We start from the raw sequence: 16,342 nt of genomic DNA on the forward strand, positions 1-16,342 counted from the left end.
TCTCCAGCGCGCAGCGTGCCGCATTGTCTGCAGCACGCTGCATGCCGGGCTGGTGCCGTTTACTGCGGCAGGTCGAACACCAGCACTTCCGCATCGCGTGCATCGGCCAGCACGATCTCCGGCTCGCCGGTGATCTGCAGCGCGTCCCCGGCCGACAGTGCCTGGCCATTGACGCTCAGGCTGCCGCGCGCCACCTGCACGTAGCCGATGCGACCATCGGCCAGCGGCTGTTGCAGGCGCACCTGGCCATCGAGGATGGAGGCATACAGGCGTGCATCCTGGTGCAGGCGCAGCGAGCCGTGCTCGCCACCGGGCGAGGCGATCAGGCGCAGCTGGTTGCGCTTGCTGTCGGCATCGAAATGCTTCTCCTCGTAGCTGGGCTCGATGCCGTTGCGTTCGGGCATCACCCAGATCTGCAGGAAGTGCACCGGCTCGCTGGCCGAGTGGTTGAACTCGCTGTGGGTGACGCCGCTGCCGGCGCTCATGCGCTGCACGTCGCCGTAGTGCAGCACCGAGCCGGTGCCCATGCTGTCCTTGTGCTCCAGCGCGCCACCCAGGACGTAGGAAATGATCTCCATGTCGCGGTGGGCATGGGTACCGAAGCCTTCGCCCGGGGTCACCTTGTCCTCGTTGATCACCCGTAGCGGGCCGATGCCCATGTGGCGCGGGTCGTGGTAACTGGCGAAGGAGAACGTATGGCGCGAGGACAGCCAGCCATGTTCGGCGCGGCCACGGGTTTCGCTCTTGCGGACAGTCAACATGCTGCTTCTCCTTGAAAGGTTCGAGTGTCGCCGGGAAGGGGAAATCGGTGTCCCAGCGGCTTGATGCGTAGTCTGGGCCTGCGCATCGGCAACGAAAAGCGAGTAGATTTGGCAGCTACCATCGAAAAAATCGAACAATGACCATCAGCCTGGAAGCGCTGCAGATCCTGGACGCGATCGACCGCCGCGGTTCGTTCACGGCGGCGGCCAAGGTGATGTTCAAGGTGCCGTCGACGATTTCCTATACGGTCTCCAAGCTGGAGGACGACCTGGGCGTGCAGTTGTTCGAGCGGGTTGGACCGAAGGCCACGCCCACGCAGGCGGGGCGTGAGCTGCTGCGCGAAGGGCGGCAGCTGCTGCGCGCCGCGCAGGAGCTGGAGGTGCGGGTAAGGCGGGTGGCGTCGGGCTGGGAGTCGGACTTTGCGATCGGGCTGGACGCGATCCTGCCGGTCGCCCTGCTGCAGGCGCAGATCCTGGACTTCTACACGGTGGCCGACAGCACGCGCCTGCGCGTGGTGAGCGAATCCTTGTCCGGCAGTTGGGAGGCGCTGCTGGATCGGCGCGTGGACCTGATCGTCGCGGCGGGCGAGGGCCCGAGCGGTGGTGGCTACGTCGCCGAGGCGATCGGGACGCTGGGCTTTGTGTTCGCGGTGGCCTCCACGCATCCACTGGCCGGCGCCGGCACGCTGGGCGCGGCCGAACTGGCCGAACATCGTGCGATCGCGGTGGCCGATTCGGCACGGCGTCTGCTGCCACGCACGGTCGGCCTGCTGTCCGCGCGCGATGTGCTCACCGTGCCGGACATGCAGACCAAGCTGCAGCTGCAGCTGGCCGGCGCTGGCTACGGCTTTCTGCCCGAGCCATATGCGCGCGGCGCGCTGCAGGATGGCCTGCTGTGCGAGCTGCAGGTGGAAATCCGCAAACCCGACGAAACGTTCTACCTGGCCTGGCGTCCGGGCGAGGAGGGCGAGGCGCTGGGCTGGTGGCGGCGCGCATTGCGCAGCGATGGGCTGTTCGATGGCTGGTTGCAGTCGCTTGCCGAAACGTATCGTTCCGTCGCCGCCGGGCAGTCGCGCGCGTGAAGAAGGGCCGATAATGGGCCCTCGCCGTCGCGCAGGGGCGCCGCATGCAGGGCTTGATCGAACAGTACGGATTGGCGCTGGTCTTTGCCAACGTGCTGGCGTTGTCGCTGGGCCTGCCGGTGCCGGCGCTGCCGACCCTGGTGCTGGTCGGGGCCGGCTACGCGCTGCAGGGCGGGGAGGATGCCTGGCTGGCCGGACTGACGGCCTTGGCGGTGTCGGTGCTGGCAAGCCTGCTCGGCGACCTGGCCTGGTATCTGGCTGGCCGCCGTTTCGGCAATCGCACCTTGCAGTCGCTGTGCCGGCTGTCGCTGTCGCGCGATACCTGCATGAAAAAGACCGAGCGGTTCTTCTCGCGCTGGGGGGTGCGGGTGCTGGCGGTGGCCAAGTTCGTGCCCGGTCTGTCGATGGTCTCGGTGCCGATGGCCGGTGCGATGCGGGTGCGCCCGGCGGCGTTCCTGCGCTACGACGCCCTGGGTGCGTCGCTGTGGGCATTGGTCGGCCTGGGCCTGGGCGCGCTGTTCGCGCAGCAGGTGCAGGACGTGCTGGCGCTGCTGTCCGACCTGGGGTCCGGTGCGATCGTCGTCGTGGCCGTGTCGCTGGCCTGCTACGTCGGCTGGCGCTGGTGGCGCCGGCATGCCCTGCTGCGTTCGCTGGAGCATGCGCGGATCGCCGTGGAGGAGCTGGTGCCGCTGCTCGATGGCGACGAAGCGCTGCGGCCGACGGTGCTGGATATCCGGGCGCCGGGCCATCGCGATCTGCAGCCGTACACGATTCCCGGCGCGGTGTTTGCCGACGAGCGTCAGCTGGCGCAGATCCTTGCCAGCGTGCCGCGCGATCGCAGCGTGGTGATCTATTGCGCGTGCCCGGACGAGGTGTCGGCGGCGTGGTTGGCCGCTCGGATGCGCGAGCGCGGATATCGCGACGTGCGGCCGCTGCTGGGTGGGCTGGATGCCTGGCGCGACGCCGGGCATCCGGTGACCTCGCTGCTGCCGGTCGTGGTGGTGGCCGGGGCCGATGCGCTGGATGCGATGGCCTGATCGCCGTGATGCGGTGACATGCCGCGCGCATGCCGGCCTGTCGCGCGTCTTGCTTGGTGTTGGCTGCGTCGTAACGGCGCAGCCACGATTCGTCCTCGAACGGCAGGCAAAAAAAAGACCAGCAAGCTGGTCGTTTTCTTCAAGATTGGTGCGCCCGGAGAGATTCGAACTCCCGACCGCCTGGTTCGTAGCCAGGTACTCTATCCAACTGAGCTACGGGCGCATTATCTTGTTTTGACTTGCGTTTCGACTTGCAGATCCATCGCAGTGCGATAAGACCTTTTAACTAAAAAGACAGCGTTTGAAGGCTGTCTCTCGTTGTTCTGAAGATGGTGCGCCCGGAGAGATTCGAACTCCCGACCGCCTGGTTCGTAGCCAGGTACTCTATCCAACTGAGCTACGGGCGCGTCGTCAGGAGCGGAATTATGCGGATGCCTGGAGTGCTCGTCAATCCCTTTGTGAAAGTCGATCGTCGCTGCCCGCATCGCCAAGCTGCCGCCGCAGCGCAGCGGCAACGGCAGCAGGCGTCTTCATCCACGCAAAATGATCGCTACGCGCGCCCAGTTGCGCATCGTCCAGGGCGATGCGCTCGGCAGGTGCCTGCGGCATTTTCTGCAGCAAGGCCTGCAAGGCGCCGGGCGGGCCGAAGCGGTCGCGTGCGAAGGTTACTGCGCTGATCGGCGTGCGCAGTTGGCCCAGCGCCTGTTCGAGATTCCATGACGTGCCGGCCGCACGATAACGATTGCTGCGACCGACCTGCGCCCAATCGGCGATCAGGCTGCGCGCCTCGGTTCCGCCGAAACCGAGCGTTCGTCCATGCAGCACGCCCTGGGTACGTGCCAGCCATGGCAACAGTCGGAAGATCAGCGGCAGGCCGTAGCGCATCGGCACCGGGAAATTGCGCCAGTAGGGCGAGCCGCTGGCGACCAGCCACAGCTGCGCAATCCGTGCAGGCTGCAACGCGGCATGGCAACAGGCCAGTTGGCCGCCCAGGCTGTGACCGCCGAGCACGCACGGCAGCTGCGGGTCATGCAGGTCGAGCAGCGCCCGGCTGGCGGGAATATCGTCGGCAAGCAGCGCGCGATAGCCCCAGTCGTGCTGGCGCGAGGGGCGCAGGGTGCTGCTGCCAATGCCACGCCATTCGTGCAGGTACACCGCAATGCCGGTGCCGGCCAGTGCATGCGCGAACGGCTGGTAGTGTCGCGCGGCGACCCCGAGTGCCGGCAGCCACAGCAGGCTGGCGATCGGCCGCGCCGGGGCGTGACGCAGCACCTGCCAGGCATGTCCATCCACGGCGGTGACGGTGAGCGTGCTGGCGTGCACGCTCATGGGCTGGGCGCGGCGCCGAAATGGTCCAGGACCAGCACCTCGCCATGACCGGGGCTGTGGCCGAGGCGGATGGCGCGCGCGACGTAGTCGATGGCCGCTTCGCAGGCATTGAGCAGGGACAGGCCCTGGCACACCTGCGCGGCAATGGCCGCCGACAGGCTGCAGCCGGTGCCGTGCGCATCGACCTGCAGGCGCGGATGCATGAACACGTCCTGGGTGACGCCGTCATCGAAGCGGTCGATCACGCGCGTGCCCTCGTGCAGGTGACCGCCCTTGAGCAGCACTGCGTTGGCGCCGAGGTCGAGCAGTGCGGCGGTGGCGTGCTCGGCGGCATCGGCATCGTCGATGCGGCGGCCGGTCAGCAGTTCGGCTTCGGGCGTATTCGGCGTGATCAGCGTGGCCAGCGGCAGCAGGCGCGTGCGCAGGGCCTCCAGCGCGGCGTCTTCGAGCAGGCGGGCGCCACTGGTGGACACCATCACCGGGTCGAGCACCACGAAGGGTGGGCGATGGGTTTCAAGCAGATCGGCCACGCAATGGATGACCTCGGCGTTGGCGAGCATGCCGAGCTTGACTGCCTGAATTTCGAAGTCCGCAAAGCAGGCATCGATCTGCGCCCGCAGAAACGCGACCGGCGGGACATGCACGGCAATGACGGCGCGGGTGTTCTGCGCGGTCAACGCAGCGATGGCCGACAAGCCGTGCACGCGGTGCGCGGCGAAGGTCTTGAGGTCGGCCTGGATGCCGGCACCACCGCCGGAATCGGAGCCGGCGATGGTCAGGGCGGACAGCGTGCTGGACGTGGTCATGAGGGGATTCTGCACTGCCGTCTGGCGGAAGTGCGGATCATTGCGTACGCCAGCGACGCCATTGCAGGTAGGCAATGTAGCCGGCACCGGTCAATCCGGTGAGGCCGGCTGGCAGGTAGAGCGCGTCGTAGTGCCAGCGCTGGAACAGCCAGGTGCCAAGCACGCTGCCGGCGAGAAAGCCGCTGATGATCAACCCGCTCAGCGTGAGCCGGCGCACCTGCAGCGGGCGCCCGCGCATCAGATGCCCCAGGCCGATGCCCAGGTCGGTGAACATGCCGCTCAGGTGCGTGGTGCGCACCGCGGCGCCACTGAGGGTGGTGGCCATGGCGTTCTGCAGCCCGCAGGCACCTGCGGCGACCAGCGCGCCGCCGACGTGATGCAGCTTGAACAGCGGAATCGCGGCCAGCAACAGCAGCGCTTCGAGCAGCAGCGCCGCGCCGTAGCGCTGTCCGAGCCGCAAGACATCGTCCTGGATGATCAGGCCGCTGAGCATGGCGCCTGCGCAGAAGGCGATCAGGATGCCCCACAGGAAGCCGATCTCCGGTGCGCTGTCCTGCACCAGGGCCACGCCGAGCAGGCTGGTGGTGCCGGTGAGGTGGCTGACCACCTGGTGTTCGGAACCCAGGTAGCCGACCACGTTGACCATGCCGGCCACACCCGACAACGCGACCGCGCCGATCCAGACCCAGCGCGGCAGCAACAGGCCCATCGCCGGTCAGGGCGTGCCGTTGATGGCGATCTGCGAAAACGCCCCGGTTTGCGGGTCGTACAACGCGCCCCAGAACGCACCGCCGCCATCGCACACCCGGATCGCGTCCCTGGCCGGTTTCACTGGCGGATCGTTCGGCAGCCTGAAGGCGTTGATGTAGATCAGCTGCTGGCCCTGGATCACCACGCCGACATACTGGCGGTCGAAATCACGTGGCTCGGGGATGGTCGGGGTCAAGGCATCCTGCCTGGATTCGAGCTGCTCGATCTGCTGCTGGCTCGGTGTCCAGTAGCCGGTGATCTGGCCAGGATGACGCGCCGGGCTGTCGCGCGAGCAGGTGTCCAGCACCTGCTCGGCGACGCTCTGGCGGGTGATGACCCAGGATTGCCCGCTCTTGAGGTTGGTGGGAACGCTGGCCGGAGGCGGCGTGGTCGCGCAGCCGGCCAGTGCCAGGACGGTGAACGCCGCCGCGCTGCGCAGCAGGTGCATCACAGCACCTCCGAGGCGAAGTCGGCCAGGCGCGACCGCTCGCCACGACGCAGCGTGATATGCGCGCTGTGCGGCCAGGCCTTGAAGCGGTCCACCGCATAGGTCAGGCCCGAGGTGGTCTCGGTGAGGTAGGGCGTATCGATCTGTTCGACATTGCCCAGGCACACGATCTTGGTGCCGGGGCCGGCACGGGTGATCAGCGTCTTCATCTGCTTGGGCGTGAGGTTCTGCGCTTCGTCCAGAATCAGGTAGCGCGACAGGAAGGTGCGCCCGCGCATGAAGTTCATCGAGCGGATCTTGATGCGGCTGGCGAGCAGGTCGTTGGTGGCCGCGCGGCCCCACGAGCCGCCTTCCTGGTTGTGGGTGAGCACTTCCAGGTTGTCGGTCAGTGCGCCCATCCACGGGGTCATCTTTTCCTCTTCGGTGCCGGGCAGAAAGCCGATGTCTTCGCCGACGCTGACGGTGGCGCGGGTCATGATGATTTCGCGGTAACGCTGCTGATCCATCGTCTGCGCCAGGCCGGCGGCCAGGGCGAGCAAGGTCTTGCCGGTACCGGCGGTGCCGAGCAGGGTGACGAAATCGATCTCCGGGTCCATCAAGGCATTGAGCGCGAAGTTCTGCTCGCGGTTGCGCGCCACGATGCCCCACACCGCGTGCTGGCCGCTGCGGAAATCGTCGACCAGGCACAGCGTAGCCTTGCCGCCGCCGACCTTGGCCACGCGCAGTTCCACTTCGTCCTCGCCCGGCAGATACAGGTACTGGTTCGGATACCAGTCCTCGTCGTCGGCCAGCACGATCTCGTAATGGGTGCGGCCACGCTCGTTCCAGCTGCGCAGGTCCTGGTTGTGCTTTTCCCAGAAGTTTTCCGGCAGTTCGATGGCGCCGGTGAACAGCAGGCTGAAATCGTCCAGCGCGCGATCGTTCTGGTAGTCCTCGGCATTCAGGCCGCTGATGTAGGCCTTGATGCGCAGGTTGATGTCCTTGGACACCAGGATGACCGGTACATCCGGATTCTCCTCGCACAGCGCCAGCACCGATGCCAGGATCTTGTTGTCCGGAATCATCGCGCCGAAGGTGCGGCCCGGGTCGATCGGATGGATCTGGAAATACAGCCGGCCGATCGCGGCCTGGCCCTTGAGCTGGATGCCCTGCGGATGGCTGAGCAGGATGCCGGCCTGGATCTGCTCGGCGTTGGTGTTCTCCAGCAATTCGTCCAGGAAGCGGCTGACCTGGCGCGCATTGCGGCTGACTTCGGACGTGCCCTTCTTGGCGTTGTCCAGTTCCTCGATCACCTGCATCGGCAGGAACACATCGTGTTCCTCGAATTTGAACAGCGCGGTGGGATCGTGCATCAGCACGTTGGTGTCCAGCACGTAGATGCGCTTGCCTCGGGTCATTGGGTCTTCCAAGTGATGGAACAGGGGCGAGCCATCACGCCTGCGGGGCAGGGTGATGGAGGACACGGGAAACCAGGGGGCGTCACTGTCTGGCGTGCGCCTTCAACGCGGCCAGCACGGCGTCGGCGTGGCCGGCCACCTTGACCTTGCGCCAGGCCTGCACCACCACCCCTTCGGGCGACAGCAGGAAGGTGCTGCGCTCGATACCGAGCACCTGCTTGCCGTACATGTTCTTGTCCTTGATCACGTCGAAGGCGCGGCACAGGGCCTGGTCGCCATCGCTGACCAGCGGGAAGGCAAAGCCCTGCTTGGCGCAGAAACTGTCGTGCGACTTCACCGAGTCGCGCGACACGCCCAGCACGACCGCGCCGGCCTGCGTGAACTGAGGCAGCAGCGCGTTGAAATCCAGGCCTTCGGTGGTGCAGCCGGGCGTGCTGTCCTTCGGGTAGAAGTACAGCACCAGCCATTTGCCGGCGTAGCCGCGCAAGGTGGTCTGAATGCCACCGGACAGCGACAGTGGCAGGTCCAGGCTTGCGGCGGGGAGGTCAAGTACAGCGTCGGTCATCGTTGCTCAGCCCAAAGTGGAGGGGCGTGCGGCGCGGTCATGCCGGGCCGACGTCCATCCCATCATAAGCAGCCACGTGGAAACGTTTGGCAAGCGCGTCGAACTGCGCATTGCGCTGATTCAGCGACTCGATGGTGTGCTGTTCCAGCTTGTCCACATGCAGGAAGTAGGACTCCTCGTCGTCGCCATCGTCTTCGTCGCGTTCGCCGAGGAAGATGTCGATGACGCGATAGCCGTCCTGGGTCAGTTGCGCGGCGAGCTGTTGCAGCGGTTGCTGCGCCGGGTCGGCGAAGAAATATTCCCAGCGCAACGGCCCGTCGAGATTCCAGTCGGTCTCGGAGCGGATGTGCTCGAACATCTGTTTCAGTGCGGAAAGGGCAATGGCCATCGGGACGTCTGCCTCAGAACTTCATCGGGTCCATGATCGCGTCGAGATTGAGGTGATCACAGAATTCCAGGAAATCATCGCGCAGTGCGGCGATGTGCATGTTGGCCGGCACGCCGATCGTCACCTGCGCAGAGAACATCTCCGCGCCGGTCTGCATGGCGCGGTAGCGCGTGCTCTGCAGGTTCTCGATGGTGATGCCCTGGCGGTCGAAGAAATCGGCCAGCTGGAACAGGATGCCCGGCTTGTCGGCGGCGATGACTTCGACGATGTAGGGCAGCAGGTTGGACTGGGTCTGCTTGGGGCCGGTGCGGTACCACACCAGCTTCAGGCCTTCCTCGCGCTCGAGGCGGGTCAGCATGGCCTCCAGCTTGGCGACCGAGTCCCAGGAGCCGGTGGCCAGGGCGGTGACCGAGACATCGCGCCCCACCGTGGCCAGGCGGGCGTCCACGAGATTGCAGCCGCTATCGGCGATGCGGCGGGTGACGGGCAACAGGGGGGACTCCGGATGCGTCGTGTAGGCGTTGATCAGGAGGTGGTTTTCGGTCGGCGAGGGCCGGGGAGTCGAGTCGGTCAAAGGGGCTTCCGGCATTGCATCAGGCTGAATGGCCGCCCGGGCAGGCGCCCTGGCGGTGACCAGCATACTTGCCCGTGGTTTCGCGCCGCAAGTAACATGCAGGCGGCCACAACCCGCGTGCGCGCGGGCCTTTCCTGTCACGTAAGAGCAGCAGAATCTTGTCCCTTTCCGGCATCATCACCGCGCTGGCGACCCCTTTCGGTCCGGACGGCGCACTCGACCTGGATGCCTGGCGGCGGTTGCTGGAACAGCAACTGCACGGCGGCGTGCAGGGAATCGTCGTCGCCGGTTCCACCGGCGAGGCCGCCGCATTGAGCGACGAGGAGTACGACACCTTGTTGCGTGCCGCCGTTGCGCAGGTGGCCGGCCGCGTGCCGGTGCTGGCCGGCACCGGCCTGTCGGGCACCGCCAAGACCATCGCGCAGACGCGCCGCGCCGCTGTGCTGGGTGCGCAGTACGCGCTGGTGGTGACGCCGCCGTACGTGCGTCCGACCCAGGCCGGCCTGCAGGCGCATTTCCTGGCGGTTGCCGACAACGGCGGCTTGCCGGTGGTGCTGTACAACGTGCCCGGCCGCACCGGATGCGACCTGTTGCCGGAGACGGTTGCCGCGCTGGTCGGGCATCCGAACATCGTCGGCATCAAGGAAGCGCGCAGCGAGCCGGAGCGCTTTGCCGCGCTGGTGGCGCTGCGCAGCGAGTCCTTCGTGGTGCTCAGCGGTGATGACGGCAGCGCCGCACAGGCGATGCTGTCCGGTGCCGACGGGTTGGTTTCGGTGGCGTCCAACGCCTTGCCGTTGGCCTATCGGCGCCTGTGCGACCTGGCCCGCGACGGCCAGCGCGAGGCGGCCACCACGTGGGACGCACGCCTGAGCGAGTACCACAGTTTCTGCGGCATCGAATCCAATCCCATCCCGGTCAAGGCGCTGCTGCAGCGCGCCGGGATCGGGCACGGCCTGCGTTTGCCGTTACTGCCCCTTTCTGCGGCGCACCAGCCTGCCGCTGACCGCCTTGCCGCCGACGCTATTGCGTTGGAAGCGCTTTCCAGCCGCGAAATGCTCGCGGCCTGACCCAGGAGATCTATCGATGCGTCATTCCGTTTCCCCCGTCCGCGTGCTCTCGCTCGCGTTGCTGGCGACCGCCACCGTCGCCGCCACGAGCGGTTGCAGCTGGTTCCACAAGGGCGCACGCGGTGACTACGCGCTGGCCCCGGAAGCCCGTCCGCTGGAAGTGCCGCCGGATCTGAACCTGCCCGATACCTCCGGCGCGATGAAGGTGCCGACGCTGGCATCGACCGCGCAGCAGAACACCTCGGCGCCGCCGTCTGCCAGCGCCAACAGCGGCTTCACCGTGCCGGGCGAGCGCGACGAGGTGTTCGCCAAGGTGGGTGCGGCACTGGCCGACATTCCCGGCCTGACCATCGCCAGCAAGGCGCAGATGCTTGGCTCCTACGACGTGAGCTACGAAGGGTCCAGCTTCCTGGTGCGCGTGGTGAAGGTCGACGCCGGCAGCTACGTGTCGGCAGTGGATCCGCGCGGCATGCCGGCCACCGCGGCAGCGCCGGTGGCGGTGATCACCGCGTTGAAGGGCAAGCTGGGCGGCTGAGGCCGCTGCAGCCATCGCAGACAGCAGAACGGGCGCTTCGGCGCCCGTTTTGCGTTTTTGATGCGGTGTCGTCGCTGCGCTGCCGTGGCGTTGCTGCGGCTGGAGGCGGCCAGGCGCTATGTCAGCGCTGCAGCAGCGGCAACTTGTTCGGCTTGCCGTCCCATTCGGCGGCATCGGGCAGCGGCTCCTGGCGCACGGTCAGCACCGGCCAGGCCTTGGCCAGCTCGGCGTTGAGCGCGACGAAGCCTTCCTGGCCTGCCGGGACGTCGTCTTCCGGGTAGATCGCGTTGGCCGGGCATTCCGGCTCGCACAGCGTGCAGTCGATGCACTCATCCGGGTCGATGACCAGGAAGTTCGGGCCGACATGGAAGCAATCCACCGGACAGACCTCGACACAGTCGGTGTATTTGCACTTGATGCAGTTTTCGGTGACAACAAAAGGCATGGCGGAATCCGGCGTTTAGCCTGTCAATTCTAAAGCAGTCCGGTGGCCGGTGTGGGGTTGGCGGGGATTTGTCCGCCCCGGCCGTGGCCGGCCGGTTGCGTGCTGGGCGTCTGCGCTCAGGCCAACCCGCGCTGCCTGGCCAGCGCGAACAATCCCGTGGCGGCCAGATCTTCCGGATGCCGCTGTGTCTGCACGCCCAGATGCGCCAGCGCCAGCGCATAGCGTTGTGCCAGGCCGGGGCTGCCGACCAGGTGCACGGTGGCGTGATCGCCGCGGTGCTCGCGCAGTTCGTGGCCGATCAGCAGGCCCGACAGATAGGACGGCAGTGCGGCGGCGGTGAGGCGGTCGAACAGGCCCAGGGTACGCGCGCCGAACAGGTGGTGGCTGAGCCCGCCGGGCTCGGCGCTGCGATCGACGCCTTGCGCGAATGCGTCGGTGTCCAGGTCCGCAGGATCGTCCTGCATCAGCTTGCCCAGGATGCTGTGCTGGCGCAGCACCGCATACAGCTCGCCGGTCATGACGGTGGCAAAACCGGTCAGCTGGCCGTGGTCGAGCCGTGCCCATTTGCTGTGGGTTCCGGGCAGGCAGGCGACGTGCTTGCCGTCGCCGAGCGCGGCGAGCAGGCCGACTAGCTGGGTTTCCTCGCCCCGCATGACATCGGGCACGCCGTGCTGCTGGCCGGTGCTCACGCCGGGCACGAACCACAGCGTGCGTCCGGGCAGCAGGTCGTCGTAGCTGCGCATCGCCTGCGCCAGCGCGGCGGTATCGGCCGGGCAGGGCAGATAGGCCTGTTCGACCCAGCCATTGCGGCTGCCGATCATGCCCGACAGCAGCAGCGGGCCGTCCCAGCCCTCGATCAGCGTGCTCAGCACCTCGCCGAAGCGGCCCTGGCAGGCCAGGATGCCGTCGCTGCCGCGGCGCTGCTCCAGCACCTGGCCGTCGGCAGCGAGCAGATAGCCGCGCAGGCTGCTGGTGCCCCAGTCGATGGCGATCATGCGCTGGCCACCCGACTCTCGGGCAGGCCGTTGATCGGCACGTCGCAGACGTACAGGCCGCCGGCTTCCGGGGTGCGGGCCAGTTCCTCGGCGCTGTGGTCCAGGCGCGAGCTGATCACGTGCAGGCGGTCCAGCGCGGCGCCGCCGAAGGCGCTGCAGGTGGGGTGCTTGACCGGCACTTGCACGATGCGCTCGATGCTGCCGTCGGGGCGGTAACGCACCACGCGCCAGGCGCGCCACTGCGCATTCCACAGATGGCCCTGGCTGTCGATGATGGAGCCGTCCGGCTCGGCATCGGCGCGGTCCAGCGTGGTGAACACGCGCACGTTGCTGGTCTGGGCGGTGTCGGCATCGTAATCGCAGCACAGGATCTGCGGGCGCAGCGAGTCGCAGTAGTACAGCGTGCGGCCGTCGGGGCTGAAGCAGATCGAGTTGGGGATCGACACGCCCGGCAGCGGCAATGCACGCAGGCCGTGGCGCAGCGAGAACTGGTACATCGCGCCGCGTGCGGCCTTGTGGTCGTGCTCGTCCATGGTGCCGAACACGAGGTTGCCGTTGCGGTCGGCGCGGCCATCGTTGCTGCGCGTATGCGGGTTGTCGGCTTCGATATCGGCCAGGTGCTGGAGCGGCAGGCTGTCGCCGTCGGCATTGTCCGGGTCGGCGATGCAGATCGACTTGGCCAGCGCGATCAGCACGCGGCCGTCGTCCATCAATCCCAGGCAGCCGGGGCGGTCCGGCAACGTCCAGTACCGGGTGTGGCCGCTGTGCGGATGATGCCGCCACAGGCGCTTTTCGCTGATGTCCACCCAGTACAGCGCTTCACGCTGCTCGCACCACAGCACGCCTTCGCCATGCGTGCAGCGGCTGTCGACCGCCAGCACGGCGGTGTGTTCGGGCGTGCTCACCATTCGGCGATGCTGCCATCGCTGTGACGCCAGACCGGGTTGCGCCAGTCCGGCGGATTTTCGTTTGCGCGCTTGAGCATGTCTTCGTCGATCTCCACACCGAGCCCGGGCTTGGGCAGGGCGGCGATACTGCCATCGACACACTGAAAATCGTCTTTATTGATGACGTAGTCGAGCAGGTCGGCACCTTCGTTGTAGTGGATGCCGATGCTCTGTTCCTGCAGCACCGCGTTGTGCGACACGAAGTCCACGTGCAGGCAGGCGGCCAGCGCGATCGGCCCGAGCGGGCAGTGCGGGGCGAAGCCGACATCGTAGGCTTCGGCCATCGCGGCGATCTTGACGCACTCGGTGATGCCGCCGGCATGCGACAGGTCCGGCTGCACCATCCCGATACCGCCGGCGCACAGCACGTTCTTGAATTCGAAGCGCGAGAACATGCGCTCGCCGGCCGCCAGCGGAATCGAGGTGCTCGCGGCCAGGCGCGGGTAGTACTCGGCCTGCTCGGCCAGCACCGGTTCTTCGACGAACAGCGGCTTGAACGGCTCCAGCTCGCGCAGCAGCGCCTTGGCCATCGGCGCGCCGACGCGGCCGTGGAAGTCGATGCCGAAGTCGATGCTGTTGCCGAAGGCTTCGCGGATTTCGGCGACCTTGACCACCGCCGCATCGACGGCGCGGGCGCTGTCGATCAGCTTCATTTCCTCGGTGCCGTTGAACTTGAAGGTGTCAAAGCCCAGCGCGCGGTAGTCGGTGATCTGCTGGATGATTGCGCCCGGGCGGTCGCCGCCGACCCAACGATAGGTCTTCATGCGATCGCGCACCAGCCCGCCCAGCAACTCGTACACCGGCACGCCCAACGCCTTGCCCTTGATGTCCCACAAGGCCTGGTCGATGCCGGCGATGGCGCTCATCAGGATGGCGCCGCCGCGGTAGAAACCGGCGCGGTACATGGTCTGCCACAGGTCGTTGATGCGCGCCGGATCCTTGCCGATCACATAGCCGGCCAGTTCGTGCACGGCAGCTTCCACCGAGCGCGCGCGGCCTTCGATGACCGGCTCTCCCCAGCCGGTGATGCCCTCGTCGGTCTCGACCTTGAGGAACAGCCAGCGCGGTGCGGCGTGGTAGGTGGTGAGGCGGGTGATCTTCATCCTTGCAGTTCCTGGTAGGCCTGCACGAAGGCGCGTGCATGCGTCTGGGTCGTTTCGAGCGATTGCGCGGGTTTGTACAGTTCGCCACCGATGCCGGCGCCGGCGGCGCCCTGGGCAAGGAAGCCGGCCAGGGTCTGCGGGCTGACGCCGCCGACCACGTAGACCGGAATGTGGGTGGGCAGCACCGAGCGCAGCGCGCGCACGTGCGCCGCGCCATAGGTCGCCGCCGGGAACAGCTTCAGGATCGTTGCGCCGGCATCGATGGCGTCGAACGCCTCGCTGGCGGTGGCGAAACCGGCCACCACGGTGAGCCCGCGCGACACCGCATGGCGGATCAGCGACGGGCGCGTGTTCGGGGTGACGATGAAGCGCGCACCAATCTCGGCCAGGGTGTCGACATCGTCGTTGCGCAGCACGGTGCCGGCGCCGATCCAGGCGCGCTCGCCGTAGGTCTGCTGCGCGAGCGCGATGCTCTCGGCCCAGCGCGGCGAATTGAGCGGGATCTCGATCGCGTCGAAACCGGCGTCGATCAGTGCACCGACATGGTCGAGCGTTTCTTCCGGCGTGATGCCACGCAGGATGGCGATCAGTGGCAGGGCGAACAGGCTGGCGGTGGTGTCTGAGGTCATCGTGTTACTCGCGATAGAGCGGAAAACGGCCGTCGGCGACCGAAGGGCCGCCAACGTCGGGGGAGGGTGCAGCGCTGCACGGCGCTGCGCGGAGGATGGCAGGCAGCGACGACGCGGTGGCTGCGGCACCTGCGTGCGCACTCCAACGGCCTGCAATTGGCCGGCAAGTTGCCGTCATCGTCGTCCACCTCCGCAATCATGGCGTGCGTGTTGCCATCTCGTGGAAGATGGGGTCACGTCTGTTCTGGCCGCGCCCGGGAGGTAGGGGCTCCTGCTGCGGCGTTCGATAGCCTCGCGCGCGGAGATATGTGCTGCAAATGAAATTTTCGGCATATTCTATTCCTCCTACGAATACACCTGCGTGGCGATACCCCATGGCAAATTCCAGCACTCCCTGGTTCAACGCTGCCCGCCTCAAGACGCGCCAGCTGCTGCTGCTGCTGCATCTGCACGAACAACGCTCGGTGCTGCGTGCGGCCGAGGCCGCCAGCATGACGCAACCGGCCGCCTCCAAGCTGCTGGCGGAAATGGAAGACATGCTGGGGGTGAAACTGTTCGAGCGACATGCCCGCGGGGTGGAGCCTACCTGGTACGGCCATGTACTGATCCGGCGTGCGCGTGCGGCGATGTCGGAGATTGGCCGGGCGCAGGAGGAAATCGCCGCGTTGCGGGCCGGGCGCATGGGCCAGGCCTCGATCGGCACAGTGGTCAATCCAGGCACCAACCTGGTGCCGCAGGCGATCGCCGAGGTCAAGCGCGAGTTCCCCGACATCCTGGTGCGGGTGGAAATGGACTACAGCCGTCCGCTGGTGGCCAAGTTGCTGGACGGCCAGCTGGACATCGTGATCGGCCGCATCCTGGGGCCCGAGGGCGTGGGCGAGCTGGAATTCGAGCCGCTGGCCGACGAGCCGCATTCGGTGATCGCGCGGGCCGGCCATCCGCTGGCCAGCCGGGTCGGCCTGCAGCATGCGGACCTGGTACGCCATGGCTGGATCCTGCCGCCAGCCGACAGCGTGCTGCGCGCGCGGCTGGACTCGATGTTCATGGAGCACGGCGTGCAGACGCCGACCAATGCGATCGAGACCTCGTCGCTGCCGGTGACCTCCACGCTGCTGCGCGGCACCGACATGCTGACCGCCTTGCCGGTGGAATCGGTGGCGCCGCTGATCCAGGCCAAGCTGCTGACCGTGCTGCCGATCGAACTGGGTGTGCGCATGGAGTCGTTCGGCATCATCCGCCGGCGCGATTACATCCTGCCGCCGGGGGCCGAGCGCATCCTGCAGGCGCTGCGCACCACTGCACGGCGCTTGTATCCGGCCTTGCGCGGGCCGGAATCCACTGGATAAGCGGGCTCTTCCATTCGTATTCCAGAAGGGCATACCAGGCTGTGAATTTTTCATTGGCTGGCGCTAGACCACGCGCCTATATCTGTGAGCCAGATCGCACGCTGAAGCGCACGTGAAGTCGGGCAGGTGATCGGCGGC

The 16,342-nt window shown here is 67.0% G+C and carries 19 protein-coding genes and 2 tRNA genes; 5 read left to right on the forward strand and 16 right to left on the reverse strand.

Translation table 11 applies throughout. From position 1 onward, the window contains the following. Positions 1–59: 59 nt before the first annotated feature. Positions 60–761: a pirin family protein gene (locus H7A86_RS09170; RefSeq protein WP_104582902.1), complete on the reverse strand. Its 702-nt coding sequence runs from the start codon at positions 759–761 to the stop codon at positions 60–62. 137 nt (positions 762–898) lie between these two features. Between H7A86_RS09170 and H7A86_RS09175 the strand changes: the two genes are divergently transcribed. Further along, positions 899–1,843, forward strand: a complete 945-nt coding sequence (locus H7A86_RS09175) for a LysR family transcriptional regulator (RefSeq protein WP_119132152.1) — start codon at positions 899–901, stop codon at positions 1,841–1,843. A gap of 44 nt (positions 1,844–1,887) precedes the next feature. Continuing rightward, positions 1,888–2,880: a DedA family protein/thiosulfate sulfurtransferase GlpE gene (locus tag H7A86_RS09180; protein ID WP_104648534.1), complete on the forward strand. Its 993-nt coding sequence runs from the start codon at positions 1,888–1,890 to the stop codon at positions 2,878–2,880. 146 nt (positions 2,881–3,026) lie between these two features. Here H7A86_RS09180 and H7A86_RS09185 read toward each other — a convergent pair. From H7A86_RS09185 to H7A86_RS09230, 10 genes are all read right to left on the reverse strand, one after another. Continuing rightward, a tRNA-Arg gene (locus H7A86_RS09185) sits at positions 3,027–3,103 on the reverse strand. 107 nt (positions 3,104–3,210) lie between these two features. Continuing rightward, positions 3,211–3,287, reverse strand: a tRNA-Arg gene (locus H7A86_RS09190). Positions 3,288–3,327: 40 nt separating this feature from the next. After that, the gene (locus H7A86_RS09195; RefSeq protein WP_119132151.1) at positions 3,328–4,209 is read right to left on the reverse strand and encodes an alpha/beta hydrolase family protein; all 882 of its coding nucleotides are present in this window, start codon (positions 4,207–4,209) and stop codon (positions 3,328–3,330) included. Continuing rightward, entirely contained in the window at positions 4,206–5,015 is an 810-nt protein-coding gene (gene thiD / locus H7A86_RS09200; RefSeq protein ID WP_180708094.1) for a bifunctional hydroxymethylpyrimidine kinase/phosphomethylpyrimidine kinase, read from the reverse strand. Before thiD ends, H7A86_RS09195 begins: the two co-directional genes overlap by 4 nt. Positions 5,016–5,052: 37 nt before the next feature. Further along, positions 5,053–5,724, reverse strand: a complete 672-nt coding sequence (locus H7A86_RS09205; RefSeq protein WP_119132149.1) for a YoaK family protein — start codon at positions 5,722–5,724, stop codon at positions 5,053–5,055. Positions 5,725–5,730: 6 nt separating this feature from the next. Continuing rightward, positions 5,731–6,213 (reverse strand): hypothetical protein, encoded by a 483-nt coding sequence (locus H7A86_RS09210; RefSeq protein ID WP_119132148.1) that lies wholly within the window; start codon positions 6,211–6,213, stop codon positions 5,731–5,733. After that, entirely contained in the window at positions 6,213–7,610 is a 1,398-nt protein-coding gene (locus H7A86_RS09215) for a PhoH family protein (RefSeq protein WP_104582909.1), read from the reverse strand. The genes H7A86_RS09210 and H7A86_RS09215 overlap by 1 nt, the downstream gene beginning before the upstream one ends. Before the next feature lie 82 nt (positions 7,611–7,692). Next, complete coding sequence (locus tag H7A86_RS09220; RefSeq protein ID WP_119132147.1) at positions 7,693–8,175, reverse strand: peroxiredoxin; 483 nt, start codon at positions 8,173–8,175, stop codon at positions 7,693–7,695. Positions 8,176–8,212: 37 nt separating this feature from the next. Further along, entirely contained in the window at positions 8,213–8,563 is a 351-nt protein-coding gene (locus H7A86_RS09225) for a ribonuclease E inhibitor RraB (RefSeq protein ID WP_104582911.1), read from the reverse strand. 13 nt (positions 8,564–8,576) lie between these two features. Continuing rightward, on the reverse strand, positions 8,577–9,203 hold the full coding sequence (locus H7A86_RS09230; RefSeq protein WP_002813792.1) for a glycine cleavage system transcriptional repressor: 627 nt from the start codon (positions 9,201–9,203) through the stop codon (positions 8,577–8,579). 92 nt (positions 9,204–9,295) lie between these two features. Between H7A86_RS09230 and dapA the strand changes: the two genes are divergently transcribed. Both dapA and H7A86_RS09240 read left to right on the forward strand, forming a co-directional pair. After that, positions 9,296–10,204, forward strand: a complete 909-nt coding sequence (gene dapA, locus H7A86_RS09235) for a 4-hydroxy-tetrahydrodipicolinate synthase (protein ID WP_119132146.1) — start codon at positions 9,296–9,298, stop codon at positions 10,202–10,204. A gap of 16 nt (positions 10,205–10,220) precedes the next feature. Further along, the gene (locus tag H7A86_RS09240; RefSeq protein ID WP_104582913.1) at positions 10,221–10,739 is read left to right on the forward strand and encodes a hypothetical protein; all 519 of its coding nucleotides are present in this window, start codon (positions 10,221–10,223) and stop codon (positions 10,737–10,739) included. A gap of 121 nt (positions 10,740–10,860) precedes the next feature. Here the strand turns inward: H7A86_RS09240 and fdxA are convergent, their stop codons facing one another. The 5 genes from fdxA to H7A86_RS09265 form a co-directional block, all read right to left on the reverse strand. Next, complete coding sequence (gene fdxA, locus H7A86_RS09245; RefSeq protein ID WP_006453280.1) at positions 10,861–11,184, reverse strand: ferredoxin FdxA; 324 nt, start codon at positions 11,182–11,184, stop codon at positions 10,861–10,863. A gap of 116 nt (positions 11,185–11,300) precedes the next feature. Beyond that, complete coding sequence (locus tag H7A86_RS09250) at positions 11,301–12,179, reverse strand: 2-dehydro-3-deoxygalactonokinase (RefSeq protein ID WP_119132145.1); 879 nt, start codon at positions 12,177–12,179, stop codon at positions 11,301–11,303. After that, the gene (locus tag H7A86_RS09255; protein ID WP_119132144.1) at positions 12,176–13,087 is read right to left on the reverse strand and encodes an SMP-30/gluconolactonase/LRE family protein; all 912 of its coding nucleotides are present in this window, start codon (positions 13,085–13,087) and stop codon (positions 12,176–12,178) included. Before H7A86_RS09255 ends, H7A86_RS09250 begins: the two co-directional genes overlap by 4 nt. Beyond that, positions 13,081–14,229 (reverse strand): galactonate dehydratase, encoded by a 1,149-nt coding sequence (dgoD, locus tag H7A86_RS09260; RefSeq protein WP_039516008.1) that lies wholly within the window; start codon positions 14,227–14,229, stop codon positions 13,081–13,083. Before dgoD ends, H7A86_RS09255 begins: the two co-directional genes overlap by 7 nt. Continuing rightward, on the reverse strand, positions 14,226–14,858 hold the full coding sequence (locus tag H7A86_RS09265; RefSeq protein WP_104582917.1) for a 2-dehydro-3-deoxy-6-phosphogalactonate aldolase: 633 nt from the start codon (positions 14,856–14,858) through the stop codon (positions 14,226–14,228). The genes dgoD and H7A86_RS09265 overlap by 4 nt, the downstream gene beginning before the upstream one ends. 374 nt (positions 14,859–15,232) lie before the next feature. Here H7A86_RS09265 and H7A86_RS09270 point away from each other — a divergent pair, with 374 nt between their 5' ends. Then, positions 15,233–16,204 (forward strand): LysR family transcriptional regulator, encoded by a 972-nt coding sequence (locus H7A86_RS09270; RefSeq protein ID WP_104582918.1) that lies wholly within the window; start codon positions 15,233–15,235, stop codon positions 16,202–16,204. Positions 16,205–16,342: the final 138 nt, after the last annotated feature.

It is taken from the genome of Xanthomonas euroxanthea (assembly GCF_903989455.1).
GTDB classification, from domain to species: domain Bacteria; phylum Pseudomonadota; class Gammaproteobacteria; order Xanthomonadales; family Xanthomonadaceae; genus Xanthomonas; species Xanthomonas euroxanthea.

Excerpts from the sequence above, each read along its gene's own strand:
- H7A86_RS09230 (WP_002813792.1), bottom strand. The coding sequence starts at position 9,203 with ATGCTGGTCACCGCCAGGGCGCCTGCCCGGGCGGCCATTCAGCCTGAT.
- H7A86_RS09205 (WP_119132149.1), bottom strand. The coding sequence starts at position 5,724 with ATGGGCCTGTTGCTGCCGCGCTGGGTCTGGATCGGCGCGGTCGCGTTG.
- H7A86_RS09240 (WP_104582913.1), top strand. The coding sequence starts at position 10,221 with ATGCGTCATTCCGTTTCCCCCGTCCGCGTGCTCTCGCTCGCGTTGCTG.
- H7A86_RS09265 (WP_104582917.1), bottom strand. The coding sequence starts at position 14,858 with ATGACCTCAGACACCACCGCCAGCCTGTTCGCCCTGCCACTGATCGCC.
- H7A86_RS09270 (WP_104582918.1), top strand. The coding sequence starts at position 15,233 with ATGGCAAATTCCAGCACTCCCTGGTTCAACGCTGCCCGCCTCAAGACG.
- H7A86_RS09180 (WP_104648534.1), top strand. The coding sequence starts at position 1,888 with ATGCAGGGCTTGATCGAACAGTACGGATTGGCGCTGGTCTTTGCCAAC.
- H7A86_RS09225 (WP_104582911.1), bottom strand. The coding sequence starts at position 8,563 with ATGGCCATTGCCCTTTCCGCACTGAAACAGATGTTCGAGCACATCCGC.
- H7A86_RS09210 (WP_119132148.1), bottom strand. The coding sequence starts at position 6,213 with ATGCACCTGCTGCGCAGCGCGGCGGCGTTCACCGTCCTGGCACTGGCC.
- thiD (WP_180708094.1), bottom strand. The coding sequence starts at position 5,015 with ATGACCACGTCCAGCACGCTGTCCGCCCTGACCATCGCCGGCTCCGAT.
- H7A86_RS09220 (WP_119132147.1), bottom strand. The coding sequence starts at position 8,175 with ATGACCGACGCTGTACTTGACCTCCCCGCCGCAAGCCTGGACCTGCCA.
- H7A86_RS09215 (WP_104582909.1), bottom strand. The coding sequence starts at position 7,610 with ATGACCCGAGGCAAGCGCATCTACGTGCTGGACACCAACGTGCTGATG.
- dgoD (WP_039516008.1), bottom strand. The coding sequence starts at position 14,229 with ATGAAGATCACCCGCCTCACCACCTACCACGCCGCACCGCGCTGGCTG.
- H7A86_RS09175 (WP_119132152.1), top strand. The coding sequence starts at position 899 with ATGACCATCAGCCTGGAAGCGCTGCAGATCCTGGACGCGATCGACCGC.
- H7A86_RS09250 (WP_119132145.1), bottom strand. The coding sequence starts at position 12,179 with ATGATCGCCATCGACTGGGGCACCAGCAGCCTGCGCGGCTATCTGCTC.
- H7A86_RS09255 (WP_119132144.1), bottom strand. The coding sequence starts at position 13,087 with ATGGTGAGCACGCCCGAACACACCGCCGTGCTGGCGGTCGACAGCCGC.
- H7A86_RS09170 (WP_104582902.1), bottom strand. The coding sequence starts at position 761 with ATGTTGACTGTCCGCAAGAGCGAAACCCGTGGCCGCGCCGAACATGGC.
- fdxA (WP_006453280.1), bottom strand. The coding sequence starts at position 11,184 with ATGCCTTTTGTTGTCACCGAAAACTGCATCAAGTGCAAATACACCGAC.
- H7A86_RS09195 (WP_119132151.1), bottom strand. The coding sequence starts at position 4,209 with ATGAGCGTGCACGCCAGCACGCTCACCGTCACCGCCGTGGATGGACAT.